At 45.5% G+C, this 21,159-nt stretch carries 25 protein-coding genes; 11 read left to right on the forward strand and 14 right to left on the reverse strand.

Annotated features, from left to right (window positions below):
• Position 1 precedes the first annotated feature (1 nt).
• Positions 2-616 carry a sugar O-acetyltransferase gene (locus ATB78_RS01270; RefSeq protein WP_061007593.1) on the reverse strand — a complete coding sequence of 205 codons (615 nt, stop codon included), beginning with the start codon at positions 614-616 and terminating at the stop codon, positions 2-4.
• A 175-nt stretch (positions 617-791) separates the two neighbouring features.
• Here ATB78_RS01270 and ATB78_RS01275 point away from each other — a divergent pair, with 175 nt between their 5' ends.
• The gene (locus ATB78_RS01275) at positions 792-1,598 is read left to right on the forward strand and encodes a phosphotransferase (RefSeq protein ID WP_061007594.1); all 807 of its coding nucleotides are present in this window, start codon (positions 792-794) and stop codon (positions 1,596-1,598) included.
• Here the strand turns inward: ATB78_RS01275 and nqrM are convergent.
• From nqrM to ATB78_RS01290, 3 genes are read right to left on the reverse strand one after another with little or no spacing between them, the layout of a single operon-like run.
• Positions 1,595-1,798 carry a (Na+)-NQR maturation NqrM gene (gene nqrM / locus ATB78_RS01280; RefSeq protein ID WP_009706374.1) on the reverse strand — a complete coding sequence of 68 codons (204 nt, stop codon included), beginning with the start codon at positions 1,796-1,798 and terminating at the stop codon, positions 1,595-1,597. The genes ATB78_RS01275 and nqrM overlap by 4 nt on opposite strands.
• Entirely contained in the window at positions 1,798-2,295 is a 498-nt protein-coding gene (locus tag ATB78_RS01285; RefSeq protein ID WP_045483823.1) for a NifB/NifX family molybdenum-iron cluster-binding protein, read from the reverse strand. Before ATB78_RS01285 ends, nqrM begins: the two co-directional genes overlap by 1 nt.
• Positions 2,292-2,582: a DUF134 domain-containing protein gene (locus ATB78_RS01290; RefSeq protein WP_005452940.1), complete on the reverse strand. Its 291-nt coding sequence runs from the start codon at positions 2,580-2,582 to the stop codon at positions 2,292-2,294. The genes ATB78_RS01285 and ATB78_RS01290 overlap by 4 nt, the downstream gene beginning before the upstream one ends.
• Positions 2,583-2,923: 341 nt before the next feature.
• Here ATB78_RS01290 and ATB78_RS01295 point away from each other — a divergent pair, with 341 nt between their 5' ends.
• The 3 genes from ATB78_RS01295 (at position 2,924) to ATB78_RS01305 (ending at position 6,138) form a co-directional block, all read left to right on the forward strand.
• On the forward strand, positions 2,924-3,916 hold the full coding sequence (locus tag ATB78_RS01295) for an ABC transporter substrate-binding protein (protein ID WP_005441515.1): 993 nt from the start codon (positions 2,924-2,926) through the stop codon (positions 3,914-3,916).
• Between the two features lie 88 nt (positions 3,917-4,004).
• On the forward strand, positions 4,005-4,904 hold the full coding sequence (locus ATB78_RS01300; protein WP_020196104.1) for a proline/glycine betaine ABC transporter permease: 900 nt from the start codon (positions 4,005-4,007) through the stop codon (positions 4,902-4,904).
• Positions 4,897-6,138, forward strand: a complete 1,242-nt coding sequence (locus ATB78_RS01305) for a glycine betaine/L-proline ABC transporter ATP-binding protein (RefSeq protein WP_009706378.1) — start codon at positions 4,897-4,899, stop codon at positions 6,136-6,138. The genes ATB78_RS01300 and ATB78_RS01305 overlap by 8 nt, the downstream gene beginning before the upstream one ends.
• Positions 6,139-6,214: 76 nt before the next feature.
• Here ATB78_RS01305 and ATB78_RS01310 read toward each other — a convergent pair whose 3' ends face one another.
• Positions 6,215-6,445, reverse strand: coding sequence for a hypothetical protein (locus ATB78_RS01310; protein ID WP_061007595.1), 231 nt, complete (start codon positions 6,443-6,445; stop codon positions 6,215-6,217).
• Positions 6,446-6,643: 198 nt separating this feature from the next.
• On the opposite strand from ATB78_RS01310, the gene ATB78_RS01315 reads away from it, so the two are divergent.
• Positions 6,644-7,153 carry a copper resistance protein NlpE gene (locus ATB78_RS01315; RefSeq protein ID WP_005441521.1) on the forward strand — a complete coding sequence of 170 codons (510 nt, stop codon included), beginning with the start codon at positions 6,644-6,646 and terminating at the stop codon, positions 7,151-7,153.
• Positions 7,154-7,346: 193 nt separating this feature from the next.
• Complete coding sequence (locus ATB78_RS01320) at positions 7,347-8,159, forward strand: 5'-methylthioadenosine/S-adenosylhomocysteine nucleosidase (protein WP_009706380.1); 813 nt, start codon at positions 7,347-7,349, stop codon at positions 8,157-8,159.
• A 47-nt stretch (positions 8,160-8,206) separates the two neighbouring features.
• Here the strand turns inward: ATB78_RS01320 and ATB78_RS01325 are convergent, their stop codons facing one another.
• Positions 8,207-9,091 (reverse strand): LysR substrate-binding domain-containing protein, encoded by an 885-nt coding sequence (locus ATB78_RS01325; protein ID WP_009706381.1) that lies wholly within the window; start codon positions 9,089-9,091, stop codon positions 8,207-8,209.
• 94 nt (positions 9,092-9,185) lie between these two features.
• Here ATB78_RS01325 and ATB78_RS01330 point away from each other — a divergent pair, with 94 nt between their 5' ends.
• Positions 9,186-10,094 (forward strand): DMT family transporter, encoded by a 909-nt coding sequence (locus tag ATB78_RS01330; protein ID WP_039988494.1) that lies wholly within the window; start codon positions 9,186-9,188, stop codon positions 10,092-10,094.
• Positions 10,095-10,181: 87 nt separating this feature from the next.
• On the opposite strand, the gene ATB78_RS01335 is transcribed toward ATB78_RS01330, so the two are convergent.
• Positions 10,182-11,861 carry a hypothetical protein gene (locus ATB78_RS01335; RefSeq protein ID WP_061007596.1) on the reverse strand — a complete coding sequence of 560 codons (1,680 nt, stop codon included), beginning with the start codon at positions 11,859-11,861 and terminating at the stop codon, positions 10,182-10,184.
• A 328-nt stretch (positions 11,862-12,189) separates the two neighbouring features.
• Here ATB78_RS01335 and ATB78_RS01340 point away from each other — a divergent pair, with 328 nt between their 5' ends.
• Positions 12,190-13,281 carry a transporter substrate-binding domain-containing protein gene (locus ATB78_RS01340; RefSeq protein ID WP_061007597.1) on the forward strand — a complete coding sequence of 364 codons (1,092 nt, stop codon included), beginning with the start codon at positions 12,190-12,192 and terminating at the stop codon, positions 13,279-13,281.
• A gap of 81 nt (positions 13,282-13,362) precedes the next feature.
• Here ATB78_RS01340 and ATB78_RS01345 read toward each other — a convergent pair whose 3' ends face one another.
• From ATB78_RS01345 to ATB78_RS01355, 3 genes are all read right to left on the reverse strand, one after another.
• Positions 13,363-13,881 (reverse strand): glycine zipper 2TM domain-containing protein, encoded by a 519-nt coding sequence (locus ATB78_RS01345; protein WP_009706385.1) that lies wholly within the window; start codon positions 13,879-13,881, stop codon positions 13,363-13,365.
• A 220-nt stretch (positions 13,882-14,101) separates the two neighbouring features.
• Positions 14,102-14,449 carry a GlpM family protein gene (locus ATB78_RS01350; protein ID WP_005436374.1) on the reverse strand — a complete coding sequence of 116 codons (348 nt, stop codon included), beginning with the start codon at positions 14,447-14,449 and terminating at the stop codon, positions 14,102-14,104.
• Positions 14,450-14,467: 18 nt separating this feature from the next.
• Positions 14,468-14,827, reverse strand: a complete 360-nt coding sequence (locus ATB78_RS01355; protein WP_005436373.1) for a hypothetical protein — start codon at positions 14,825-14,827, stop codon at positions 14,468-14,470.
• A gap of 227 nt (positions 14,828-15,054) precedes the next feature.
• Between ATB78_RS01355 and ATB78_RS01360 the strand changes: the two genes are divergently transcribed.
• Positions 15,055-15,237 carry a hypothetical protein gene (locus tag ATB78_RS01360; RefSeq protein ID WP_032802795.1) on the forward strand — a complete coding sequence of 61 codons (183 nt, stop codon included), beginning with the start codon at positions 15,055-15,057 and terminating at the stop codon, positions 15,235-15,237.
• Positions 15,238-15,279: 42 nt separating this feature from the next.
• Here ATB78_RS01360 and pncB read toward each other — a convergent pair whose 3' ends face one another.
• Entirely contained in the window at positions 15,280-16,590 is a 1,311-nt protein-coding gene (pncB, locus tag ATB78_RS01365) for a nicotinate phosphoribosyltransferase (RefSeq protein ID WP_061007598.1), read from the reverse strand.
• A gap of 390 nt (positions 16,591-16,980) precedes the next feature.
• Between pncB and ATB78_RS01370 the strand changes: the two genes are divergently transcribed.
• Together ATB78_RS01370 and ATB78_RS01375 are read left to right on the forward strand one after the other, a co-directional pair.
• Positions 16,981-17,706: an NUDIX domain-containing protein gene (locus ATB78_RS01370; protein ID WP_005436370.1), complete on the forward strand. Its 726-nt coding sequence runs from the start codon at positions 16,981-16,983 to the stop codon at positions 17,704-17,706.
• A 32-nt stretch (positions 17,707-17,738) separates the two neighbouring features.
• Positions 17,739-18,392 (forward strand): nicotinamidase, encoded by a 654-nt coding sequence (locus tag ATB78_RS01375; protein WP_061007599.1) that lies wholly within the window; start codon positions 17,739-17,741, stop codon positions 18,390-18,392.
• A 98-nt stretch (positions 18,393-18,490) separates the two neighbouring features.
• Here ATB78_RS01375 and sodC read toward each other — a convergent pair whose 3' ends face one another.
• From sodC to ATB78_RS01390, 3 genes are all read right to left on the reverse strand, one after another.
• Complete coding sequence (gene sodC, locus ATB78_RS01380; RefSeq protein ID WP_061007600.1) at positions 18,491-19,003, reverse strand: superoxide dismutase family protein; 513 nt, start codon at positions 19,001-19,003, stop codon at positions 18,491-18,493.
• Between the two features lie 27 nt (positions 19,004-19,030).
• Positions 19,031-19,495, reverse strand: a complete 465-nt coding sequence (locus ATB78_RS01385) for an ankyrin repeat domain-containing protein (RefSeq protein WP_005436364.1) — start codon at positions 19,493-19,495, stop codon at positions 19,031-19,033.
• A 100-nt stretch (positions 19,496-19,595) separates the two neighbouring features.
• A complete protein-coding gene (locus ATB78_RS01390) occupies positions 19,596-21,110 on the reverse strand; it encodes a catalase (protein ID WP_061007601.1) in 1,515 nt (504 codons plus the stop codon).
• Between the last annotated feature and the right edge of the window lie 49 nt (positions 21,111-21,159).

Consider the following 21,159-nt stretch of genomic DNA (forward strand, 5'->3'; position numbering starts at 1 on the left):
TCTAATCCAACTTCATTTCCATCAACGGTCGCCACATCTCGATAATCTCTTCTTCCGATGGCATTTCGCTTTGCTCGATGGTTTTCACTACGCGACATGGACTCCCCACTGCAACGCAATCTGCTGGGATGTCTTTGGTCACCACGCTGCCTGCCCCAATAATCGCTCGGTCACCAATTGTCACGCCATCCAAAATGATGGCACCAGCACCAATCCACACACTATCACCGATGGTAATTGGGTTGCCCGTTGCTATCGGACGAACACGTTCAGCGAGATCAAAGGGGTGTCCTGCCGTACTGATCACCACATTGGGACCAATTTGCACGTACTCGCCAATATGAACAGGCGCAAGATCGAGAATGGTAACGCCAGCATTCAGGAAGCCACCTTGGGTAAAGTAAATGTTCTTGCCCATGTCACAATAGAACGGCGGCACGATGTTCACGCCGTTCGCACTGCCAAGAAGTGATTCGATGATCTCGGCTTTCTTTAAATGCTCAGAAGGTCGTGCGTGGTTAAAGTCATACAGCTTCTCCTTCACTTCGGTTTGAAACTCAAACAACTCAGGCGTAATAGGAATATGTACAGAAAAATCAGCCAGTTTACTACTCATCGACAACCTCTAAAGAACCAAGAACACATCGATAAATAATCGTAAATTCAGCCAGTTAACTACCAATTTTTCGCATCATTTCGCTAGGTATTTGCGAGCAACAACGCATTTTGATGTTGGCAATTGGACGCTCGATGTTTATCTTGAAATTCCATTCAGCATGGAAAGCAGATTGATGCCACGAAAAGAGCTAAGCCAGATGGGCAGCGCCCAAGTGTTCCTAACAGAAAAAGAAGGCCTTAAAGTCATTGAGAAACGCAACCCTACGCAGGTTGAAGTAGCGTTTTACCAAAATCAATCTGCCAAATTTAATCAGCAAGGTATCCTTGTCCCAGAATTCATTGGGTTCGACGCTGAGCAAAATACGTTATGGATTGAGTACATTCCTCACCCAGTAGATCAAGCATTCCTTCAACAAGATCCAAGAGTTTTGAGGCGCCTTGCCCAAATTCATCAAACTCCACAGCCCACCAATAACACCATATTTAAATCCCATACGTGGACAGATGAAGCAACAACATCAGCATTTGAAACCCTCCATCTCGATGCTCAAACCGAGGCTCACCTCCGACGCCTTCAAACCCAAGCAAAATGCCTCTTCAAACCCCAAACCCTGCTTTCCGGAGACAGTAATGCAGGCAACTGGGGGCTAAGGGATAATGGCGAGTTGGTACTGTTCGATTGGGAACGTTTTTCTACTGGTCATCCTGCGATTGACCTATCGCCCTTAGTGGCAGGAATGGGCACCATGGAAGACTACAAACAAGTCGCAAAACAATACATAGCAATGGGTGGAAAGGGGATAGAATCAGAAATCACCACTGCAGTCCTACTAGCAAAAGCTTGGATCGTAATTGAAGTGACAAATTTGCTGGTTTCCAGAAACAATCCGCAAGCCAGCAAATATATAGAATGGTTTAGACAGACATTACCAAAGTGGTGCAAATCGGTGTCATTAGAGGCAGGTTTAGCTGAGCGTTAGCTTATCGAACTCGGCTCTTGGATCTGATAGAGGCGGCGCTCGTTGTCTGCACAAGTAGTCTCACAGTTACACACTTTATCAACGCCTACGTTATTCAAACCACCGCAACTGCCTTGAATGCGTTTGTTATGAAAGATCACGCCCAGTGACATCAACAAAATGATGGCTAAGAACCCAAGAAAAGTGAACAACCAAACCATTACTTCACCTCTTTCACGTAAGAAGAAACCAATGCTTTGAGTTTCATCGGACGAAGCGTCATGAGTGTTTTTTTGGATTGAGATTGAGGATTAAGCAATAGCGACGGCGCTTTTTTGCTGCCACAACCTCCACAACCACCTTTCTTGGCGTGGTTGGTAGAAGGTCGACCTTGCGTGGCAAGCGTTAATGGCGATCGCGGCACACCCATCACGTCATCCAGTGAACTGCGAGTCGATAGCTTAAAGACTTGCTTACCACTGCTCAAAAGCTTACCCAGCGCACGTTCACCAATGTTGCGAACCAACACCGCATCCACTTTGTATTCTTGCAAAGATTGGATAAGTTGTGATTTTGCTTTGCAGCCAGCTTGTGGCATAGAAGCAATGTTAGCTAGATTCTTTAACAGTCCGTCTGAATCGGAATAAATCGCAATGTATGGGGCTTTAACAAAGTGATTGGCGACGCGTTCGCCGTCATTCGGAATAGCGTAAATCATGAGTTTGACTCCTGGTCAGGAAAAACAAGTGCATGACCCTCAACTAGGCTTTTCGCGACTTTAAAACGCGCGCTTTTAACCGTATTACCAAAGGTCTGGCGAGAGACTCCCATTTGGTCAGCGGCTTGTTGCTGGCTCAATCCTTCCAGATCGGCCAATCTCAATGCCTCTAGTTCTTCTGGCAATATGTTGACTTTTTCTAGCTCGTAAAACGGTACACCATTGGGCTTAAAGCAATGGTGCGCTGCACGTCCACATATGCGTCTTTCTATTTTTGGTCTCGCCATCACATCCTCTCTACAAAACGCCTTCACCTTACGCCCGTTTATGGCATATGCCAATTATAGTTTTTAGCATATGCCAATATCTTAGTTTGCAAAAATCGTATCCATAGCGAAATATTCGTTAGACATCTAATAATAATGCAACAACACATACAAACCACCATACGATTCATTGACATGAGTCGATAAAAAACCTCGCATTTCTGTGGCTATTTTCATCAAATGTTCACCATCATTTTCACGCTTGTTAACAAATAAAGCTATAATTCATCTAACACATTAGTTTGAACACTAATGATTAATTCGTTACCCTAAGTGAGCTATTTAGAGAAAGGAAACTCAATATGACGTACAAAACTCCCTTACTACTAGCGATTGGTGCGCTAGCAGCGACCAACGCAAACGCAAGTGAGTGTGGAACGGTTACCATTGCAGATATGAACTGGAACTCTGCAACACTGATTGCCAATGTGGACCGTTTTATTCTTGAGCACGGCTACGGCTGTGATGCCGAACTCATCCCAGGCGACACCATGCCTACCGGCACCTCAATGATTGAAAAAGGACAGCCCGATGTGGCACCAGAACTTTGGAGCAACAGCCTTAAAGATGCGCTAGACAAAGGTGTTGAAGAAAAACGCCTACGTTATGCTGGTAAAGCACTCGTCGATGGCGGTGAAGAAGGTTTCTGGATCCCTGCCTACCTTGTTAAACAATACCCTGAAATGAAAACCATCGAAGGTGTGAAAAAACACGCGAAGCTGTTCTCTCATCCTGAAGACAAAGCAAAATCCGCATTCTACAGCTGTCCTGCTGGTTGGAACTGTCAGATCAGCGCAGGCAACCTTTTCAAAGCAATGGATCTTGCTGACTCAGGTTTTGACATCATTGACCCAGGCTCAAGTGCCGGTCTATCTGGTTCCATCGCAAAAGCTTACGAACGCGAACAAGCATGGTTTGGTTATTACTGGGCACCAACTGCGGTTCTTGGTAAGTACGACATGGTTAAAGTCGATTTCGGTAGCGGCGTGAATGAAGAAGAGTTCGTGAGCTGTACTACTCAAGCGGATTGTGAAGCGCCAAAAGCAACCATGTACCCACCTTCACCAGTGCACACAATTACCACTGAAGAGTTTGCTTCACGTTCTCCAGCAGCGTACGACTACTTCACTAAACGTGGTTTCACCAATGCAGACATGAACCAACTGCTCGCTTGGATGGAAGACAATCAAGCAGACGGTGAAGAAACCATGTTCCATTTCCTAGAAAACTACCCACAGATCTGGACCGCATGGGTTCCTCAAGACGTAGCTAAAAAAGTGCAAGGTGCACTGTAAGACTTAGACGTTTCGTAAATGGTATAGGAATACCAAAATTGTTGTATGCCGAGACTCGCTTGAGTCTCGGCAAGAAAAGGAAGTAAACATGTCTGACTCGAATTGGCTTAGCGAATTCCCAGAAATGGATCGCTCAGATCTTAGAGCCATCCGCAAAACCTTAGATGGTGCCTATCGCGATTTCTCTCGCGAATACGGCGACCTAATTGAATCATTCTTCGACCCTCTTCTCTCATTTCTCGTTTGGTTTGAAAAACTCCTCATTTCTACACCATGGATGATCATCCTTGCTGTGTGTACCGCGTTGGTTTATGCCGCAAGTCGCTCATGGAAATTGGCTGTCGCGTGTTTCGTATCATTGATCCTGATTGGGTACTTTGGCATGTGGGAAGACACGATGCGGACGCTCAGCATCATCACGGTGTGTACCATGCTCGCCATTGCGCTCGGTATTCCGATTGGTATTGCCATGGCGCGCTCAAATCGCGTGCAATCCGTCGTAACCCCGCTTCTTGATGTTATGCAAACCATGCCCGCGTTCGTTTACCTGATTCCTGTCGTGATGCTTCTAGGTATTGGTAAGATTCCTGGCTTGATTGCCGTGGTTATCTACGCGATTCCACCAGTGATTCGTTTAACCAACTTAGGCATTCGACTGGTAGATAAAGAAGTACTTGAAGCCGCTACTGCCTTTGGTGCCAGTAAGAAGCAGCGCTTAGTCGGCGTGCAATTACCTTTGGCAATGCCAACCATCATGGCTGGTATCAACCAAACCATCATGATGGCGCTTTCTATGGTCGTTATTGCTTCGATGATTGGCGTAAAAGGCTTAGGTCAGCCAGTATTAAAGTCAATCACGAACCAGTATTTCACGCTTGGTCTGCTTAACGGCTTGGCAATTGTGGCACTGGCGATTCTGTTTGACCGTGCATCGCAAGCTTACGCAAAACGAACGCAAGCACACCTAGGAGATCTAAAACATGACTAAGCCACTTATTGAAATCAGCGGCCTGTATAAGATCTTCGGCCGAAAACCAAATTCTGTTATCGACCGTGTTAAGCAAGGACAAAGCAAAGACCAAATTCTTGCTGATACTGGACATACCGTTGGTTTAAAAGACATCAACCTGCAGATCAACAAAGGCGAAATCTTCGTTATCATGGGCCTATCTGGCTCTGGTAAATCGACTATGATTCGCCACTTCAACCGTTTGATTGACCCGACCATGGGGCAAATCTTAGTTGAAGGCGTCGACGTAATGCAGTTGTCGTCAAAAGAGCTGGAAGAGTTTCGTCGCCATAAGATGTCGATGGTATTCCAACGCTTTGGCCTGTTGCCTCACCGAACTGTGGTCGACAACGTAGCTTACGGCTTGGAAATTCAAGGTATTAAGAAAGAAGCTCGTCTTGCCAAAGCCAACGAATGGTTGGAGACCGTTGGCCTTAAAGGATACGAGAACCAATACCCTGCACAGCTTTCCGGCGGCCAGCAACAACGTGTTGGTTTGGCTCGCGCATTGGCGACAGACGCTGAGATCCTATTGATGGATGAAGCCTTCTCGGCACTTGACCCACTGATCCGAAGCGAGATGCAAGATCAGCTTATCGAACTGCAAGAGAAGCTACATAAGACCATTATCTTTATTACTCACGATTTGGACGAAGCACTTCGCTTAGGCGACCGTATTGCTATCTTGAAAGACGGCGAATTGGTACAGCAAGGTTCTCCAGACGAAATTCTGCTTCATCCTGCTGATGAATATGTAGAAGCCTTCGTTAAGGACGTTAACCGAGCACGCGCTCTTACCGTAGAAACCGTGATGCAGCCGCCAGCGTATCGCATCGCGGCGACGACCATTGAAGAAGCCTTGATAGAAATGAAACGCGTGAAGCAAGACTATGCCTACCATGTAACCGACGACGGCTATCAAGGCGTGGTGACCAAAGAGAGCTTGCTTGACGCAGCGAAAACCGATGCAGCACAAGAGCTGGATGAAGAGATCTACGAAGAAGTGCCTGTTGTCTCACCTGATTCTGTGATTGAAGAAGTGCTACCGGACACCATGTCTTGTGACTACTCACTGCCAGTTGTCGATGACGAAGGCAATCTGCAAGGCGAACTAGAACGAAGCGCAGTGGCCGAAATCTTCACTGACAATACCGAAGAGGAATCTCCGTCAAAGGAGGTCAAAACGCCACCAGCAATGGATAAGGCATCCTAATACGCAAAAGGCTCATCATCTGATGAGCCTTTTTGTTTGGTTTGTTGTCTCTTCAATATTGGTGTTATTGCTATCGCTACAGCCATATAAGCAGTGCAAAGATTAACAGACTCAACACGATACCAAGCAGAGCAATCCGTCCCTGCATTTCTGTCGAGACAGGACGATGCGGTCTTTTACCTAGCGTCAGAATATACAATCCCGCGTAACCGATACTGTAAGCAACCCTGTCTAAAAAAAGTTCGATCAACAACCAACGAACAAGTGCTCCCAATACCCTAAGCGCACCTATAACTAATTCTTCCATTTTCTTTCCTTTTCCTTCTTCTTTGCAAATCACTGACGTTAAAGAGTTTTTCTAACAGAGGCTGTTCAATGGTTTGCTTTGTTCTGACGCAGGTCTAGGAAACAAGTCTATTATTATCACGGTATACCTAAGTGACCTTAGCATACATGCAACGAGATTACTTTGGTATGTCAACTTGTTGATTTAGAGAGGAATAAAATGAAAAAGACATTATTAGCACTCACAGGTGCGGTCATTATTCTAGCAGGCTGTCAGGATGAGAAACCAGCGGAGACAACTGCGGTTGACGTTCCTCAAGCCACTGAAGTTGAAAGCACGGTTGATGCGACACCAATTGAAGAAGAGCAAGTGATCACTCCGGACACGTTCGTAGATTCTGGCCACAATGCGCAAAATGCATTGGATTGGAACGGCATTTACAAAGGTAAGCTTCCTTGTGCAGATTGTGCGGGTATCGATACCACGCTAACTCTGAATGAAGACGGCACTTACTCATTGGTAGAGCTTTATGAAGGTAAAGAAGGCGACCCAATCAAATCAGAAGGTAAGTTCACTTGGAACGAATCAGGCAACACCATTACATTGGTTGATGAGTCTGGTCCAAACCAGTACTTCGTTGGTGAAAACATGCTAATGAAGCTGGACATGAACGGCGAAAAAGCAACAGGCGAGTTGGCTTCATTCTACAACCTGAGCAAGATGCCTTAATGCTGAATAGCGATTCAATTTAATCCTGATAAAGACCAAATCCGAGCCTCCCCCGCTCGGATTTTTTCATTCTCGTTAATTAGAACGACAATCAAGAATTTTCATTTATTAAGAAAAATAACAATCCAACCAATTGACGCAAACGATTGCTATTGATAAATTGCGCCATCTTTTTTATTTGTAAGTATGTCGTATGCAAATCTTTAAACGTTTCGCTGCACTTGTTCCTGCAGTACTTTCCTTCTCTGTTTTCGCTCAAACTCAACCTATCCTTGTTCAGGGTGCAATGGATATTGAAACCAGCACATTAGTTGAAGCATTGGATGATGCGAAAGAAACCACCGTTGGTTCTTGGACTTTCTGGCAAGGTGAAATCGACGGCTACCCAGTTGTCGTGTCTCGTACCGAGGTTGGCTTAGCGAACGCTGCCGCTTCTACCACGATTGCGATTGAACACTTCAATCCTAAGTACATCATCAACCAAGGCACATCGGGCGGTCACGATCCTGAGCTATACCGTGGTGACATTGTCGTGGGCGAAGCCAGCTTCAACATGGGCTCTTACAAGTCTGAGTTTACGGAAAAAGGCAAAGGCATCGACCCAACGAAATGGCAGAACTTCGACGTAACCATGCGTCTACGTGAAAACGGTGAGTTTGTTGAACACAAACAATTCAAAGCAGATCCGGCACTGGTTGAAACCGCTCTTTCTTTGTCTGAAGAATACAAAAAAGGCAAAGTCGTGAAAGGCTTGATTGGCTCAGCAGACGAATGGAACCGCGAAGTGGATCGTATCAACTGGTTCCATGAAACGTACGGTACGTCTGTTGAAGAAATGGAAACGTCATCAGCGGCATTGGTTGCTCAAGCTTACCAAGTACCTTTCGTTGGCATCCGTATCCTTTCGAACACAGATCAACACAAGCAAGACTTCGAACCACAAACTGCGGTCGATTGTCAGCTATACACAATTGATGTGATTAAAGCGCTGATCAAAAAGCAATAGTCGCTTTTTTGAATCGCAAAGGGAGGCCGAGTGCCTCCCTTTCTTGTTTATAAGCACTGCTGTTTAAGCCAGTTGGTCAACTTAATGATTTCTGGCTGGCGAGCTCGATTCTTCTTATGCACGAAGTAAAAGCTGTCCCCCGTTTCTAAGCCGTGAGAGGGGATATAAACCAAGTCCTGAGCCTTATCCCGCTCATTCAACATGAAGTCATTGGCAAATGTAATGCCCTGATCGTAACGAGCAGCTTCGATAGCCAGCAGCATGTGACTGAAATGCTGCATATCAATATCTTTGGGCAGCTCAAACCCACCAGCTTTACACCACTCCGCCCAATCTTTACCACGCTCACGATAGATAGAATCAGTAGAAAGAATCGGATAGTGCCAAAGCGCATCTGGCATCGGTTGATCTTGAATTTCTTTCCAAATGTTGAGGCTGCATACCGGATACAAGGTCTCGTCATATAAGCGAACTGCCATGTAGTTGCGCTTTGGCTTCTGTACCGTGATAAAGCAATCACCAACGCTGTCGGTTTGCTCTGGGTCTCCTGCAACCATGTTGAGCGTCAGATCGATTTCTGGATGCTGACGCTTGAAGTCCGCCAATCGTGGGATCAACCATTTCACCGCCAGCGAGCTGTAAATCGCCAAACGTAGACTGCCCTTTTCGCCTTCACGCACTTTTTGGCTCGCCATCGCAATGGCACTGATCGCAGGGCTGATGTCTTCAAGATAGCGAAAACCGGTATCCGAGAGTGACAACTTACGACCTTGGCGAATAAACAGAGCTTCACCAAGGTAGTCTTCTAATATACGAATCTGATGACTCACGGCGCTTTGGGTTACGTTGAGCTCTTCTGCTGCAAGGGAAAAGCTCAAATTACGCGCAACGGACTCAAAACAGTGAACCGCTCTCAGAGGTGGCAATTTCATTATCTAAAAATCTCATACTTAAACTAATAAATATCATTTCACTTCATCCTATGACATCACCTACTCTTTGGCAAAGAATGAGGAGAGGAATAACGTGAAAGTCACATCTGTCGGCGCAGCCATGCTGCTATTAATTGTTGGTAACCTAATTGCGGTGCTCTCAGACGCTTTGATCAAAAGTGTCGGTAACGAGGTGCCGGTTTTTCAGTTCGTGTTTTACCGACAGCTGTCAGCAGTGATGATTTTGTTACCTGTATTCTTGCTCACCAAACAAGCACCGTTGATGGAAGGCTTTAAATGGCATGCAGTGCGTGCTCACGTTTGGCTAACTGGCGCGATTTTCATGGTGTTTGCTATCTCGTCTATGCCCCTCGCCACCGCAAATGCGATCTTTTATGCCGCTCCTTTGATCATGTTGCCACTGGCAGCGATCTTCTTTGGAGAGAAGCTTTCTGCACAATCTATTGCAGCGGCAGTGATGGGCTTTGCAGGCGTGCTTGTGATTATTCGTCCAGACCAAGTTGATTGGGCGGCACTATCTGCTCTGGTTGTCGCGGTTACGTTAGCGATCAACAACCTGTTGATCCGCAAGTTGCCAAAGAACCAATCAGTGCCACACACACTATTGATGACTAACCTAGCCGGCATTCCTGTGTCTCTATTGCTGGTGTTTATCGAGGGTGAAGCTTGGGATTGGAGCTCATTCCCGGTTGCGGCAGGTTCAAGCCTATTCATTATGATTTACGCGGCAACTTGTGTATTGGCTTATCGCTCTATCGATAGCAACAAAATCGCCAGCGCAGAATACAGCGGCTTAATTGGCGCGGTCATCGTTGGTTTGATTTGGTTTGGTGAAGTGCCAGATATCTTTATGGCAATTGGCACAGTGATGATTGTGGTGCCTTTGGTTTGGCTATCTAAGCGCGAACGCCGCAAACAAAAACAAGCCCAAGCAGCCAAACTTGCGGAAGAGCAAAAACATCATCAAGCGCCAGCAGCGTAAATGACCAAAAAAGCCGAGCATTCATCGCTCGGCTTTTTGTTTTTGGGCAACACAGATGAGCCTTGTCTTTCGTGGATTATCGACTCATTAGTTTTTGATGGCGTTAATGGTTACCGCTTTTTGCTGTAACGCTTTAAAGTCACCGCTCTGCTTAATTTGGTTCAAGGTGTCAGTAACATCAAACGTACCAACCACCTGCTTTGCGGCCTCAAAGGGTGTCACTCCTTTTTGCAATTGAAGGATGTCATAGCCTGCCGCCTTCAACGCATAAATTGCGGCTGCACCACTTGGATAGAAGTACCCCCAACCAAACTGAGACTCCACACTTTCACGGTTTTGATACTGAGTCGTAAACGCGTAGCTATCAACAAACTTGAGCTCGGAAAAATTTGGTAGCGCATTTCTCAATGCCATCACTTCAACATACCAAGCGCTGCCTTCAAACAACTCTTGGCCAAGTCCCATATTCTTCGCATAACGCTTACTGCTGGTATCAATATTGATTTGCTCCTGAGTCAAAACGATGTATTGCTTAAGCATGGTTTTCGCTTCGTCTTGGGTCATTGCTTTAGGCAAAGATTTAAACAGATCCAGTACCGCCAACTTGTAAGTTATCTGCTCTACATTCACAGGGTAACCGTTGAGCTCGTTAAAGTAATCGGCAGGATCGCTAAAGTGCTCCAACTGATAATCATGAAACATCTCATGCACAGCTAATGCAATGGTGTTGCGTTGATGCTCACCTTTTACGAAGGTCTCTGACGGCTTATACACTTGGAGATAGTACTTCGCTCCTTTAAACGCATATTGCCTTTCATACACCCCATTACCTTTGTTTATTGCGTCATGAAAGACGTGCATATTGGTTTCGTATTGATAGATATTCAGAGCACCACTTTCATTGACGCCTAACTTTTGCGCTTCTTCTGGGACTTTGGAAGGATTGACCAAATAAGCAGTGACTGGCGTGCTGCTCTTTTCATCCAAACGTAGAAAGTAAGCTGGCGTACCTGATAAGTAGTCCCCATAACCGCCCCAAACGGATTGGAATTTCAGTGCATTCACAGAGGCATTAAGTTGCTCGAAAAGCTTACTATCAACCTCACTGGTCAAAGCCGTTTCGCCTTCAGGGGAGATAAGTTTACCGAAGCCATACTTGGTTATCTCTTGCTCAGACATGTTGTGTATGTCTTGCGCCGGCGCTGCATTAATCGTGAAGTAGTAAAAACCTTCTGGGTCTGACAATCCCATTTTTTTGTAGTAATCGATGTAAGGTTGATGATACTTGTGACCAACAGGGAAATCCGTTGCAACTTGATCTTCCGTTGCCCATGAATGAACGCCAATCGTTGCGCCGCTCTCAATCGTTCGGTTTACACCTGCCAAAAACAAATCAGTGCCGCCAGAAGCAATTTGCCCACTGCTCGCAATATAGGAATCCAGCTGTTTAGCGCGAACTTGATAAGCCAGTTCGAGGTTTGATTCATCATCAACGGAACCATCAATACTGATAAACTTAAGCTGCTTCACGTTGGCGTGTTTTGTCATCATTTGCTCAAACGCCTTTGGTGAACCCTGACAAATAACACCTTGAAGCTCTGCGACGTCTCCTTTCACAACAAACGACAAACCCGGCTCTTGAGCTGACAGTTGGTCTCCACACTGAGAAGTAAATGTGTTGGTTGTGGATGTGCTTTGGTCTTTCCCTTCTGAACCACAACCAGACAATGCCACAGCAATGCTCAACGCCAATACTTGATTTTTCATTCCTTCCTCCAATAAAACACCGTTCGATAGAAGGGATGATAAACAAAAAAATCCTGTTTTCTGGCGATTCTTACGTTGGCTTACAGACGCTTAATAATCCATCGATAACACCGGTTTTGTAAGCAACTCGCATACAATTTAGGTTGCCTAAACGTTCGAGGGAGCCTCAGATAGGCATCAGCTGCTATAGTTAAAACAGTAAATAATAAAACTAGGGCAGTATTGAAATCGTCATCACCTCTCCTACTTTCTCAGCACTCTGGCATTTTTAGAGCGAGCGTTCGCTCTTGATTCGATTCATCGCTGCCTCTTTTTTGAGGGTCTGCGCATGCAAATTGGTTTCAAATCGACGCTTCAATCTTTTGTCCTTTCAACGCTTTTTCTTTTCTCTGTTTTCAGCCCTTATGCTTCTGCATCTTCACTAAAAGTAGGGACTTACCCCTGTCCTCCTTTTGTCATCGGCTCTGTTGATTCGGAGCTAAACGGCCTCAGTATTGAGTTGTGGGAACAAATAGCCAAAGAGATGAATGTCGAGTTCACTTTCGAAAACCACCCATTGGACGATCTTCTTAACTCGATAGAAATGGAACAAATCGACATTGGTGTTTCATGCATTTCTATTACTCCAGAACGTGAGTTATTCGCAGACTTCTCCCACTCTTTCTATGAGACCCACCTTGCGATTGCAGTTAAAAATCAAGGGTACCTACATACCTTACAATCGATCTTCATGAACCCTGCATTGTGGTTAATCGTAGGCGCGATCATTCTGGTTGCAGGTTTGGTTGGGGCGTTTTTCTACGCGATAGAAGAAGGGAAAAATGAAAAGCTGTATTCGATGAAAAGCCGAGTAGGACGTTGGGTTGAGAGCTTTATCCTTGGACTTCTCTTCATTACGCGAGGCCCCTTTAACTACTTCGAGTTTAAGAGTTTAACAGGACGAATCGTAACGGTGTTTATTGGTGTGTTTAGCATGCTCTTTATCGCCAGTATCACCGCCGTGCTGGCCAGCAAATTGACCCTAAGCCAAGGCTATTCTCAAATCAAAAGCATTAACGATCTCGCCAATGTCAAAGAGGGAACCAAAACCGCAACCACCTCATCTTTGTTACTGACGAGCTTCGGTATTCGTCATCAAGATTATCAAGACATGACCGCGCTTTTAAATGCATTGGATACTGGAGAAGTCGAAGCAATTGTTGCCGATGACGTAGTGCTCAAATACATGATTGGTAACGGCAGAATATCGGGACAATATGAAGATTTAGAGGTGCTGCCTTATCAGCTAGAAAAGCAGAACTATGGCTTCATCATTACGGAAAACAACCCGTATGAGGAAGAGATCAATCGCGCTCTACTGCAAATTCGTGAATCACGGAAATGGCGTAAGATTCTGGTCGATTATTTTGCAGACAAGTAGTGTTCACCACTGTCTTCTAAAATGAAAAAAGCCCTTAAGTTCAATGAACAAAAGGGCTTTTGTATTCAATCTCGTTGGCGATTATTGCGGTAGAACCACTTTGCCATCTTGAATTGGGAAAGTTTTACCTGCAGGTTTGCTTTGCATACGAACGGTTGTTGGCGCGCCAGCAACTTCGTAAGTGACATCGTAACCCACTACTTTCTCAGACGTGGTGTATTCAGTGTGACATTGCTTCTCAGTTGATGTCACAACATCACCCTTTTGTACATTGTCTTGGATCTTACGACCTGTCATCGCACCAGCAACAGTACCTGCAGCCGTCGCAATCACTTTACCTGAACCACCACCGATTTGGTTACCCAATGCAGCACCTGCCGCTGCACCACCCACAGTACCAAGGATCTTGTTGTTGTCCGTTGGTTCTACTTGATGTGTTACTACCACGTCTTTACACACTTGGTGTGGGTTTTTCACAGTTTCTGTTACCGCTTCAACAAGCGTGATATTTGCTTCTGTTGGTGCTGGTGGCGTTTTGTCTTTACAACCCGCTAGTACTGCAACAACCGCTGTTGCGATTGCGATAGATTTCATATTCATGATTTACTTTCCGATACGGTTATCTTTGTTTGGCGATATAGTAAATCTAGAAGAAAAATTCACATCAGGTGAAAACAAACGTCCGGTCATTAGCAGGTTAAAATACAGCGTTTTATAAACGCCGTGTTAGAGAAAGCTCAGAGAACGGTCAATTGGAGCGAGATCACATCAGTTTGAGCAATGAATATTGCGCTAACTACAATGCCAAGTTGAGCAAACTTTAGGCAGGCACCATCCAACGAGTCCAAAATGCAAGCAACATCGAGGCAAACATGACCCATACCAGGGTTGCAGCCGTCAATGTGCCCACCAAGCTCAAGCGGTAGCTAAAGTAGAAAACAGAAATTAGGTACGCCGCATAAGGAATCAAAGAATAGATGCCAAACAACGCCGTTTGGCGCAGAGCTTCCATGTCTCGCTCGCTACCGACAATAAAGTGTGCGATCAGAGCAAAGGTCGGAAACAAAGGCACGAGCCCTGCGATATAAAAGCTTTTCGACTTCGATAGCATGGCAATAATCAATACTGCCACGGCACCAAGCAAGGATTTAAGAAACAGACTGGTCATCAGTGTATGCCAAACACCCTAAGCTAGGCTCAAGAACAGCTCATCATCGGTTAGATACTTATGACGATGACTCAGACTGCGTAGGTGCATAAACATAAAATCAGGAAAACCAGGTGCGATAACGTTGTTTGGTTCCCAGAAGATGCCACCAACAAATACATAACGGCCTTGCTTCTCATCATCATGTAAAGGGTTGTTGATTGGTGTTGTCAATTCAGCACGACAACCTTCGACAACACAAACGATCTGACCTTTGAAGATCCCGATCACTCGTTTCACAAGATTAGCTTTAATCCCACACTTCCAAGCTTGGCGCGTTGCCCACTCATAGCCGTGTTTGTTGATCGCTTTTTTCTGTAGATGCACAACCAAATTCATCGTTCATTCCTGACTTGACCTTTGCTTGTACTATAACCAAATCGCCTGTTAGGTTTGCCGATATTAATTTATCGAAACCATAGAAGGTAAAAATCAAGAAACGAGAGCGTTACAACAAATCGCCATTTACTTAACGGTTTTTAGGATTTTTCTGACATTAGAAACAGAGTTGTGTTGCATAGAATAGCGTCACATTTATAAAAATAATTATGACAACAAGGTGACGTATGGCTTTTGATGACTACTGGAAGAAGGTTCGCGAAAAGCACCTGAAAAGTGCCAATCTAGAAGGGCTTATTGTAAAGAGGGTTCGCGCTAACACAGGAAGCAAACGCCTTCCCTATCGCACAAAATGTGGCGCGCTGTGCGAAATCAAATACAACGAAGTGTGTGAATCACAAAAAGAGTGATGACATTGCACCACCCTTTTTCATCATGACTCACTTCGATATTTAAGCGTCGATAAGGTAGTTATCACCCTCGTTTTCTAGACGGTCAAGCAATACACGACACTCATCGAGATCGAGCGGCTGCTCAAAACGACGCTTCAAATTCATCAAAAAGAAAATGTCTTCACACATCGCTTTCTCTGGCTCATCACTGATTTTCGCCACGGGAGAACCGTTACACGAAACCATCTTGATTACGATTGAGAGCGGCTTATAAACGACACCTTGTTCGTTAGTGTACTCGCCCATATCGTTTGCCAAAAACGTACCAATACCAAAGCTGATTTGTACTCGACCTTGGAAGTGCTCACAAATGTCCAATGCTTGATCAAAGTTCAAGCCGTCTGTAAATACCAAGGTTTTGGTCATAGGGTCGATGCCAAGCGATTGGTAATGCTCAATGATCTTCTCGCCCCATGTGTAAGGGCAACCACTGTCATGACGCACACCAGCGTAAGCATTACTTAGCTCTTCATCGAAGTCTTTTAAGAACGCATCAATACCAATGGTGTCTGTTAACGCAATGCCTAACGCACCGTTAAACATCTTTTGCCAACGCTGCAATGCTACCTTTTGTGAATCACGAACATTCACTAGCGCTTGGTGTCCCATAAACCATTCGTGTGCAACCGTACCGATTGGCGTGAGATCAAGCTCTTTCGCCAAATGGTAGTTACTGGTTCCAGTTAGGCTGTCAGGTAACTCTTGGCTCAGATACTGCAGCATTGAGCGCTGGGCTTGGAACGAGAAACGACGGCGGGTCGACATATCAGCAAACTTAAAGTTAGTGATATTGCGGCGTGTTAGTTCGGATTTTAGATGACTAACTTTCTTTTTAAGAACAGATTGGAATTGCTCAACTGGAATGTCTGCCCAACGTGCACGGCTGCGCACTTCGGACACAATACTCATGATGATGGTCTCGTAGAGAATGGTTTCTTTCCAAAGACCATTGATGGTGATGCGTAATTGGCTTGTGCCATCAGCCATGGTTTTAGTATTGAAAGAAACGTCACGTTGAGGGTTAAAACGAAATGCATGCAGAGCGTCAACAAACTCAGAGCTAAGATAAGGCGCGACGCCTTTCATGTACTCGATTTCTTCTGCCGAGAAAGTGATGTCTTGCAGTTCAAGAACTTCCGCTTTCACATCTGGCAGTAGTTCAGACAGGTCTTCTTCACTGCGAACAATGAATTTGTAGGACACCATCGCATCTGGATAAAGCGCTGCAACAGCACTCATCATATTCACTTTGTATACGTCAAAATCTAACGCACTTTGAATGATGCGAGACGAAAATAAATTGGTGGTCATTCGGAGCCCTTCTACACGCCCTTTTTCGTTTATACCCAAATTCCCTCAGCACGGTGCAAACCGCATCTTATTGTTTTCCCAACGAAGTTGGTGGGAAGTTCTCAACAAGGCAAACTTGGGTATATAACTTGTTGTTACTAACTAAATTGCGTAAACAATAAACACCCACTATTAGTTTGTCAACTTTTGTTACTAACCACTCTTTTTTATAAGGTTTTTACGCGCAATAATCCAACAGCTATTGTGGATAACCTGAACAGATACGCACATTCATGCTTAAACATCACCACTAAGAAAATGTATGTACGTTTCTAACAATCTGTTACTTACCCATTGATTGACTACTTGTTATGCGCTAGATTACTTACAAATCAATCTCAGGACCCAATCATGATCGTAACTGTCGACATCATTCCATTCAGACTATCTGGCTGTGCCGATAAAGGGTTGGAAGTGTTGCTGATCAAACGCTCAAATCCAGAACGCCCCTACCACGGCGTGTGGGCTTTGCCTGGTGGATTTGTGTTTGATAAAGACATGACGCACGAAGGTGGACGAGCAGCAGACGAAAACTTCGAAGCAGCACGACGTAGAATCTGCCGTGAAAAAATTCACACCTACCCTCGCCACTTTAGCGAAGCTTTTGTCGATGGCGATCCAAAGCGTGACCCTGAAGATTGGAGCCTGAACATCACCCACTACGCCTTAGTAGACCGCAATAACAAAGAACAAATCGACAACGCTGGTGTACCAGAGTGTCATTTGAAGTGGTTCCCGCTGCAGGCAATCCTTGATGGCGAAGAAACCCTCGCTTTTGATCACCAAAAGATGATTGAAAAAGCATGGCAGAAGCTGCGTGCCTCTATTGAATACACCTCAGTATTGTTGTTCGCACTCGATAAAGAATTTTTGGTCGCAGACATCATTGCCGCTTACCAAGAGTTCGGCATTGATATCAGTCGAATGACTATCAAACGCCGCTTGATTGATTCCGGTGTTCTCAAGCCAACCAACAAAGTCGCTTCCACCAATAAAGGTAAAGGCGGTAAGCCAGCCATGGTGTACACCCTAGCAAGCGACGAAGTGACCTTTTTCCAAAACTGTTTGCGTGGTTAACGCAAGCACAAAAGACAGACAAGGAGTCTGCCATGACCGTTCGAGTTAACTACCAAACCACCGCAGTTATCGACGTGGATCCTGAAAAAGGCTTCACCGAACTTTGCCCTGACGAATTGCCCGTCACTGGCGCATTAGAAATCGTTCCAGAGCTATTAAAGAACCACACTAAAGGTCGCTTAAAGCTCGTTAGCCGTGATTTGCACCCACCAAAAGCCGCTTGGGATGCAGAAACGCCAGCGAATATGCTTGAACCTGTCGGCCTACCTAATGTGGACATTAAGTGGAACCGCCATTGCGTGCTTGGTACTACGGGTGTTGAGCTGCTGGACGGTCTACCTCCTGTTCTGGAATACGATTTCCAAGTCAACAAAGGCATGGACCCAGACGCACACCCTTATGGCATCTTTTTCCACGACGTGGCTGATACCAAAACTACAGGTGCGAATGAGTTCCTTAAATTCAACCACATCGATACGGTTGTTGTTGGTGGCTTAGCGCTTGATTTTTGTGTGAAGAAATCCGTGACTCAAGCTCTCGATTTAGGTTTCAAAGTGATTGTGAACTTAGCCTCTAGCCGTGCAGTCTTGCCAGATACTATCGATGCAGTGATTGCGGAGATGGAAGAGAAAGGCGCAGTGTTTGTTAACAATGCAGATGACATCATCGTCGAGAACTTTGCGTAATTTAAGTCGGTTTAAACTAAGCCCATCAGCTTTTGCTTAAAAAGAAAACGGTCCAGCTTATCTGGACCGTTTTTTGTTTGTGGCATCTAAGAAGGGGATTACTTAATTACACCACACACAATGCGAGCACCGCCGCCGCCAAGTTTCGCCGGATGGTCAGAGTGGTTATCGCCTCCCGCATGAACCATCAAAGCACGACCTTTTACGTCATCAAGTTTTACTCGTGGTGCCAATACTGGCTGGTCCGCCATTCCATGAGCATTCACGTAAAGCGCTGGTAAATCGCCAAGGTGATTGTCGTCCGTCCAAGGGAAGCCATGCTTGCCTGTTTTTTCTGGGTCATAATGCCCTCCGGCAGCACCGCCAAGTATGGTTTTACCTTCTTTGGTAACGCTGTCGCACGAGCCGTTAGCGTGTAGATGGAAGCCATGTGTACCAGCAGGTAAACCCTGTAGTTTCGGCGTAAAAACGGTACCGTAATCACTGTCGCTGATCATCACGCTCCCGGTTGATTGACCAGAGCCAAGGTCAATCATTTCTACGCTGATTGTCTCCGCAAAAGTTGGGGAAGATAGAAGCGTAAGTGCAGCAAGCCATGTTGCTTTTTTCATACTGTGGGTCCTATTTATTGTTATTTATCAGTGTTGAAGCGATTTCAACACATTGGATTGACCATAGATCTCGGCAAACTCTTTCAAATTTAACCCGGCTTTATTGCGCAGCTCTGGTGAACAGTCCGCTTGATAGAGGTCTTTCGCTATGCCGATTTCACGCTTGATAAGTGCCCCCATTAATGCGGTGTTACCACGTTTATCTTGCAGGCAGGCGTTAGCGCCGGAATCGAGCAGCAAGCGAACGGTTTCTCGATGTCCTTGATACGCTGCCACCATCAATGCGGTATAACTTTGAGTATTACGTTGGTCGATGGGGAAGCCTTGAGAAACAAATGTATCGACCACTTCGTTATTGCCAATTCGCGCTGCGTCAAAGAACAGTTCAACCAAAGATTGGTATTCCTCTTCCAGCTTGTCTTCGGCGGCCAATAAGCTCAACGAAAAGCTCAAAGAGAACAGAACGGCACTGAGCAAAAACACGGTTTTCATTTACTCACCCTCACTAACAGAATTTGAGAATGACCCACGGGAGCCCTGATTTTCGGGCAGAAAAGAGCAGATAAATCTCCCGCAGGTCAAAACTTATTGCTTACATCATCGCTTTGTTTTTCACTTGCTTGAGATTGGTATCTGTCGCCTCAGCCAGACGCATACCGTACTCTTTATCTGCGCGATAGAAATAGCTCACCATGGTTTCCTTAACGTCTTTATCCATCACCTTGTTCAGGTCACCCGCTAAGTTGGCAATCAAATCACTCTGGTCTTGCTCGTTCATGCTGCGGAACAACACACCCGCTTGGTAGAAGTTACGAGGATTGCTGATCGCTTTTTGTTGAACAGTACCAACCAACTTGGTTTCAACCGCTTTAAATTGCGTGTCTTCTTCCAGTGCCAGTTTACGGCTTGGTTCGTAGTTCACATCACCATTGCCTTGCTTCGCGTTGTTGCTCAATCCATCTTGGTTATGGTTGTTCACTGATGCTAAAGGACGGTTTACTGGCAGCTGGAACAAGTTCACACCCACGCGGTACAACTGTGTATCTGCATAAGCGAACAAACGGCCTTGTAGCAAACGGTCTTCCGATGGCTCGATACCAGGAATCAAATTCGAAGGCGCAAATGCCGACTGTTCAGTGTCTAAAAAGAAATTTTCTGGTAGGCGGTTCAACGTCATAGTGCCGACTTTTTGATCCGGTACATTCAGCCATACTTTGGTCGCATCCAACCCGTTGTAATCCAGCTTGCTCAGAGCTTCTGGTGACAGCACCTTCACGTAGAGATCCCACTTAGGGTAGTTACCACGCCCAATTTCTTTATACAGATCATTGGTTAAATGGTTGAAGTCCTTACCCTGCATTGCGGTTACTTCATCAGGACGCAGGCTTTCGATACCTTGTTGGCTCTTCCATTGGAACTTCACATAGTTCACATCGCCTTGCTTATTAATCCACTTATAAGCGTGCACACCAAAGCCGTCCATTGTACGGTAGCTTGCTGGCGTACCTAGGTTGCTATAAACCCAAGTCAGCATGTTGGTCGCACTCGGCTCATGACTGAAGAAATCAAAGAATCGGTTTGGATCCTGAACGTTGGTAACAGGAGACGGTTTTAGAGAGTGCACCATATCCGGAAACTTAATTGAATCGCGGATGAAGAACACAGGCAGGTTGTTCCCTACCAGATCCCAATTACCCTGTTCAGTATAAAATTTAGTGGCGAAACCACGAGGATCGCGAAGTGTCTCAGGTGATCCTTTTGAGTGAATAACGGTCGAAAAACGAACGAAAACAGGGGTTACTTTTCCTTTGTTAGTAAAAGGAGCGGAAACCGTTAAGTCACTAAAATCACCCGATGCAACAAACTCACCATGAGCACCTGTACCACGAGCATGCACAACACGCTCAGGAATACGCTCTCTGGCAAAACGCTGCAATTTTTGGATCAGGTGAACGTCTTGCAGTAATACGCTGCCGTTTTCACCTGCTGTGATTGAATTCTGGTTGTCACCGACTGGTGCACCGTTGTCTCTTGTCAGGGTTTGCGCCTGTAGAGATGTGCTGGCTAAGCCAACTGTAATTAATAAAAAGCTTTTTGACATCTGCATGGTTGCTCTCCAATGCGTGCTAACCATTTGACCAGTCGAGTGGTCAATG

This window comes from Vibrio sp. CUB2, from assembly GCF_001557945.1.
Taxonomy (GTDB): Bacteria; Pseudomonadota; Gammaproteobacteria; order Enterobacterales; family Vibrionaceae; genus Vibrio; species Vibrio owensii.

Excerpts from the sequence above, each read along its gene's own strand:
- ATB78_RS01270 (WP_061007593.1), bottom strand. The coding sequence starts at position 616 with ATGAGTAGTAAACTGGCTGATTTTTCTGTACATATTCCTATTACGCCT.
- ATB78_RS01275 (WP_061007594.1), top strand. The coding sequence starts at position 792 with ATGCCACGAAAAGAGCTAAGCCAGATGGGCAGCGCCCAAGTGTTCCTA.
- nqrM (WP_009706374.1), bottom strand. The coding sequence starts at position 1,798 with ATGGTTTGGTTGTTCACTTTTCTTGGGTTCTTAGCCATCATTTTGTTG.
- ATB78_RS01285 (WP_045483823.1), bottom strand. The coding sequence starts at position 2,295 with ATGATTTACGCTATTCCGAATGACGGCGAACGCGTCGCCAATCACTTT.
- ATB78_RS01290 (WP_005452940.1), bottom strand. The coding sequence starts at position 2,582 with ATGGCGAGACCAAAAATAGAAAGACGCATATGTGGACGTGCAGCGCAC.
- ATB78_RS01295 (WP_005441515.1), top strand. The coding sequence starts at position 2,924 with ATGACGTACAAAACTCCCTTACTACTAGCGATTGGTGCGCTAGCAGCG.
- ATB78_RS01300 (WP_020196104.1), top strand. The coding sequence starts at position 4,005 with ATGTCTGACTCGAATTGGCTTAGCGAATTCCCAGAAATGGATCGCTCA.
- ATB78_RS01305 (WP_009706378.1), top strand. The coding sequence starts at position 4,897 with ATGACTAAGCCACTTATTGAAATCAGCGGCCTGTATAAGATCTTCGGC.
- ATB78_RS01310 (WP_061007595.1), bottom strand. The coding sequence starts at position 6,445 with ATGGAAGAATTAGTTATAGGTGCGCTTAGGGTATTGGGAGCACTTGTT.
- ATB78_RS01315 (WP_005441521.1), top strand. The coding sequence starts at position 6,644 with ATGAAAAAGACATTATTAGCACTCACAGGTGCGGTCATTATTCTAGCA.
- ATB78_RS01320 (WP_009706380.1), top strand. The coding sequence starts at position 7,347 with ATGCAAATCTTTAAACGTTTCGCTGCACTTGTTCCTGCAGTACTTTCC.
- ATB78_RS01325 (WP_009706381.1), bottom strand. The coding sequence starts at position 9,091 with ATGAAATTGCCACCTCTGAGAGCGGTTCACTGTTTTGAGTCCGTTGCG.
- ATB78_RS01335 (WP_061007596.1), bottom strand. The coding sequence starts at position 11,861 with ATGAAAAATCAAGTATTGGCGTTGAGCATTGCTGTGGCATTGTCTGGT.
- ATB78_RS01340 (WP_061007597.1), top strand. The coding sequence starts at position 12,190 with ATGCAAATTGGTTTCAAATCGACGCTTCAATCTTTTGTCCTTTCAACG.
- ATB78_RS01345 (WP_009706385.1), bottom strand. The coding sequence starts at position 13,881 with ATGAATATGAAATCTATCGCAATCGCAACAGCGGTTGTTGCAGTACTA.
- ATB78_RS01350 (WP_005436374.1), bottom strand. The coding sequence starts at position 14,449 with ATGACCAGTCTGTTTCTTAAATCCTTGCTTGGTGCCGTGGCAGTATTG.
- ATB78_RS01355 (WP_005436373.1), bottom strand. The coding sequence starts at position 14,827 with ATGAATTTGGTTGTGCATCTACAGAAAAAAGCGATCAACAAACACGGC.
- ATB78_RS01360 (WP_032802795.1), top strand. The coding sequence starts at position 15,055 with ATGGCTTTTGATGACTACTGGAAGAAGGTTCGCGAAAAGCACCTGAAA.
- pncB (WP_061007598.1), bottom strand. The coding sequence starts at position 16,590 with ATGACCACCAATTTATTTTCGTCTCGCATCATTCAAAGTGCGTTAGAT.
- ATB78_RS01370 (WP_005436370.1), top strand. The coding sequence starts at position 16,981 with ATGATCGTAACTGTCGACATCATTCCATTCAGACTATCTGGCTGTGCC.
- ATB78_RS01375 (WP_061007599.1), top strand. The coding sequence starts at position 17,739 with ATGACCGTTCGAGTTAACTACCAAACCACCGCAGTTATCGACGTGGAT.
- sodC (WP_061007600.1), bottom strand. The coding sequence starts at position 19,003 with ATGAAAAAAGCAACATGGCTTGCTGCACTTACGCTTCTATCTTCCCCA.
- ATB78_RS01385 (WP_005436364.1), bottom strand. The coding sequence starts at position 19,495 with ATGAAAACCGTGTTTTTGCTCAGTGCCGTTCTGTTCTCTTTGAGCTTT.
- ATB78_RS01390 (WP_061007601.1), bottom strand. The coding sequence starts at position 21,110 with ATGCAGATGTCAAAAAGCTTTTTATTAATTACAGTTGGCTTAGCCAGC.